This is a genomic window from Nesterenkonia massiliensis, assembly GCF_000455245.1.
GTDB classification, from domain to species: Bacteria; Actinomycetota; Actinomycetes; order Actinomycetales; family Micrococcaceae; genus Nesterenkonia; species Nesterenkonia rhizosphaerae.
Genome location: NZ_HG005173.1, coordinates 46,241 through 49,168 on the forward strand (window position 1 = coordinate 46,241; position 2,928 = coordinate 49,168).

Here is a 2,928-nt window from a genome sequence, read left to right on the forward strand (position 1 = left end):
TAGGGGGTCATGCCAGTTCCGGGCGTAGATGTCACCCAGGGTCTTGTCCTTGAGGATGTCCAGCTCATCGACTTCACCGTCGAGGACCCGCTGCACCAGCGCGTCGCCGAGCTCCGCCCACTCCTTCTGCGGCACAGCCGCCTTGCGGTCCATGACCGCCCGGCGCGCCCAGGCGTCGCGGTGCTCGGCCTCTACCTCTACGTAATCCAGACCGCGCAGCGTCACCACCTCATCAACGCCGTACTGGTGCTTCTGCGGGTCCTTGGCGTGGATCAGGTAGCCCTGGGCGTTGGAGATGCGACCGCCACGCTTCGGAGCGCGGACGACTCTCTTAGGGCTCCAACCCATCGCCTGGTCAATCTGGATGCAGTGCAGCTTGCTCTGACCCTGATCGATGATGACGTGAACATGATCGAGGCGGGGTTCCCCTCGGCGTCGAGGTCCTGATCGTGCTTGATGATCCAGAACCCGGCAGCTTCGCCGCCGGCGGCCACCTCATACCGACGCAGAATCTCCTCACCGATGGCCCGGACATCGCCAGACTCGATCAGAGCAGGCTCCCAGCCAGGCCAGTAGTCCGGCACCAGGTCTTGGGAGAAGGTGATGTAGGAGGGCTTCCTCTGACCGCTCTTACCCATCAGAAACCACCACCCAGGAGCGCGTCATTTCTTGCAGATGCAAGAAATCGCGCGCCAAATCGCGCGCCCTGAGGTGGCACTTCCAACCCAGCAGCAGAGGCCCCAGAAACCGGGGCGGACAGGCCGCCGAAACCGATGCTGACCTGGGGGTTCGCAACGCGGGGGCGGCATCGGCGAGGCTAAGGATCTGGTGGCGCGCGGCCCCGATCCGGATGACCGGCGTGCTGTTCAGGTCCGGCTGACCGAGACCGGCCGAGACCTGCACGGAAGAGTCTGGCAGCAGCGCAGCGCCCAGGCCGAGGACTTCTTTGCTGTGCTCAGTGCCGATGATCGATCGGAACTCTCAAGGATCCTGGACCAGCTGCTTGAGGCGCATCCGCGCAGTGAGTAGGACTCTGCACACCCGCGTTGATCCCTCCGCCGATCTGACGGCAGCACTCAGCGCACTTCTGCGGCGGAGGGCAACAGGTGCAGCTGGTGGTCGACCAAGTCTTCGGGGACCGGCAGATGGGAGAACACGATGACGCTGCGTTCGGCCGCCGCGGTCAACAGGTGGAGCACCAGGGATTCTGCGGCCTGAGGGTCCACATGGGCGGTGGGTTCGTCCAAGACAAGCACAGGTGCGCCGCTGAGCAGTCCGCGGGCGACCGCAATGCGCTGTGCCTGTCCCCCAGACACCAAGGTGCCCTCGGAGCCGACTGCGGTATTCAGCCCCTCACGCGACTGCGCCCACTCCCAGAGTCCGACGGCCTGCAGCACCTCGATCAGCTCCTCATCAGTGGCCGATTCCGACCCCTGGGGGTGCGCCAATGCAAGATTGCCTCGCAGGCTGGTGTCGAAGATATGCGCGTTCTGCTCAATCAAGCACACCTGCTGGCGCAGTTGCTCCGGGCTGAGCTCCTCCGCCGGCCGGCCATTGAGCAGATACTGTCCAGAATTTTCCAGGAAACCGACTAGTCCGTATCCCAGCGCGGTTTTTCCGACGCCGCTGGGGCCGGTCACCAGCAGGGTCTCCCCCGGTGTGAGCTGCACACTCACCGGTGCGCTCACTGGTGTCTCGGAGCTGGGCCATCTGACAGTGAAGTTTTCCACGCTGAGCCCCAGTGATGACGTAGTTCGCTTCTCCGAGACATCCTCGGCTGCGGCCACCGGGGCCGGGGCTGAACCTGGGGCTGAGGTCGATTCAGGAACTGCGGTTGGTTCAGGCGCTGAGTGTGGTCCGGCCAGGGTCCGCATTCGCTCGAGGCTGGTCAGCACGCGGCGGCGGGCCGACCATGCCAAGGGCACGGCGGCGAAGAGTTCGAAGACCACCAGCGGCACCAGTGCGAAGACCGCCAGCAGGGGGCCGTCGAGGGTGCCGACGGGCAGCGTGAAGTTGGGACCCAGTGGCCGCCCGGGAACGGCCTGGTCGATCAGCAGCCAGAGCAGCACCGCTGCGCTGATTCCGGCGGCGGCCACCGGTACCGCTGATGCCACTCCCAGTCCTGCGGCAGTGCGCAGACTTGCTCGCCGAAGGTCCCGGTCTGCTTCTCGCACACGCCGCAGCTGGTCCTGGGCTGCATCGAAGGTGATCAGCACCTCCAGGTTGGCCACCAGGTCCACGATCTCATCAGCGAGTTTTCCGCGAAGACCTGCTGTGGCTGACTCTGCATAACCGCTGAGCCGCGCCTGCACGGTGGTGCCCAGCAGCAGGGCCACCATCAGGAAGGCTGCCAGTATCAGCGCCCCGGCTGGGGAGAAGTAGGCCAGCATGCCCAGCGTGATCAGGATGATGGTCCCCGAGGTGATCAGTGGTTGGATGACCCGCACCGGCCAGTCCACCAGGTCATCGACATCGCGGACCAGACGTGAGAGCAGGTCGCCTCGCCGGGTTCCGCCCAGCTGTGCCGGTGCCAGTGGTTCCAGCCGGGCGAAGGCATCGGCGCGAATGCCGCCGAGGACGCTGAAGGCAGCATCATGGGAGCTCAGCCGTTCGAGGTATCGGAAGAACGCCCGGGACAGTGCGAAGGCTCGCACCCCCACTACCAGCAGGCCGAGGTAGAGAATCGGCGGCTGCTCGGCAGCTCTGGTGATCAGATAGGCCGAGACCCCGATCAGCAGTACGGCGCTGAGTCCGGAGAGCACACCCCAGAACAGCGCCGGGGCCATCCTTCGCCAGGATGGCCGGGCCGCAGAGAGCGGGAGGAACTGCTCGGCATGGTCTTTATCGTCCATGGTGCGCTCCCTGTGCGGCATCGGAGGTGATCTGTCCAGCGCTGATCACCACCCGGTGATCGGCTGCTGCGATCAG

Annotated in this window: 3 protein-coding genes; 1 reads left to right on the forward strand and 2 read right to left on the reverse strand. The window is 65.3% G+C overall.

Annotated features, from left to right (window positions below; all coding sequences use genetic code 11):
* A partial coding sequence (locus TX78_RS13365) for a Rep family protein (protein ID WP_147640489.1) occupies nucleotides 1-465 on the reverse strand: 465 nt, incomplete at its 3' end.
* A 363-nt stretch (nucleotides 466-828) separates the two neighbouring features.
* Between TX78_RS13365 and TX78_RS11425 the strand changes: the two genes are divergently transcribed.
* Complete coding sequence (locus TX78_RS11425) at nucleotides 829-1,029, forward strand: MarR family winged helix-turn-helix transcriptional regulator (protein ID WP_049897880.1); 201 nt, start codon at nucleotides 829-831, stop codon at nucleotides 1,027-1,029.
* A 47-nt stretch (nucleotides 1,030-1,076) separates the two neighbouring features.
* On the opposite strand, the gene cydC is transcribed toward TX78_RS11425, so the two are convergent.
* Nucleotides 1,077-2,852 (reverse strand): thiol reductant ABC exporter subunit CydC, encoded by a 1,776-nt coding sequence (cydC, locus tag TX78_RS11430; protein ID WP_044496414.1) that lies wholly within the window; start codon nucleotides 2,850-2,852, stop codon nucleotides 1,077-1,079.
* Nucleotides 2,853-2,928: the final 76 nt, after the last annotated feature.

Bases quoted from the DNA above. Each gene is read 5' to 3' on its own strand.
- cydC (WP_044496414.1), bottom strand. From the start codon at position 2,852: ATGGACGATAAAGACCATGCCGAGCAGTTCCTCCCGCTCTCTGCGGCC.